Here is a 573-nt window from a genome sequence, read left to right on the forward strand (position 1 = left end):
GCCCACGACCCGCCGGGTGTGCAGGTCAAGCACCGCTGCCAGGTAATGCCAGCGTCCACCTGCCCAGACGTAGGTGATATCGCCACACCACACCTGATTGGGTTGCTGGACATCAAATTCGCGGGCCAGCAGATTGGGGATATCCGGTCGCTCAGACTGGGCGACCTGATAACGATGAGCGCCCGGCTGTTTGGATACCAGCCCGGCTTCCTTCATCAGGTTACGTACTTTGAATCGGCCAATCTGATACCCCAACTCTCGCATCATCGACATCAAGGCGCGGCTGCCTGCTGAGTTGCGGCTTTCTTTGAACAAACGGCGCAACTCACAGCGCTGTTGCATACGTTCACGGTTAATCGTCCGCCTGCGAGCCAGATAATCGTAAAAACAGGAGGTGGGAACATCGAAAGCGCAGCAGACCAAGGTGATGGGGGCTTGCTCCCTTAATCGGTCTATCAGCGCGTACGTGTGAACTCGTCCGCCATCAAGAGAGCAGTAGCCTTTTTTAGAATGTCCTTTTCACGTTCGAGCCGGTTGATACGGGCTTCCAGCTCCTGAATTTTTTGCTGCTCC

At 55.7% G+C, this 573-nt stretch carries 1 pseudogene; it reads right to left on the reverse strand.

What is annotated here, in order from left to right:
- Positions 1-573: pseudogene (locus tag G5168_RS20925) on the reverse strand (IS3 family transposase); the annotation flags it as partial.

The sequence above is a fragment of the Aeromonas sp. 600724 genome, from assembly GCF_049175135.1.
GTDB classification, from domain to species: domain Bacteria; phylum Pseudomonadota; class Gammaproteobacteria; order Enterobacterales; family Aeromonadaceae; genus Aeromonas; species Aeromonas veronii_A.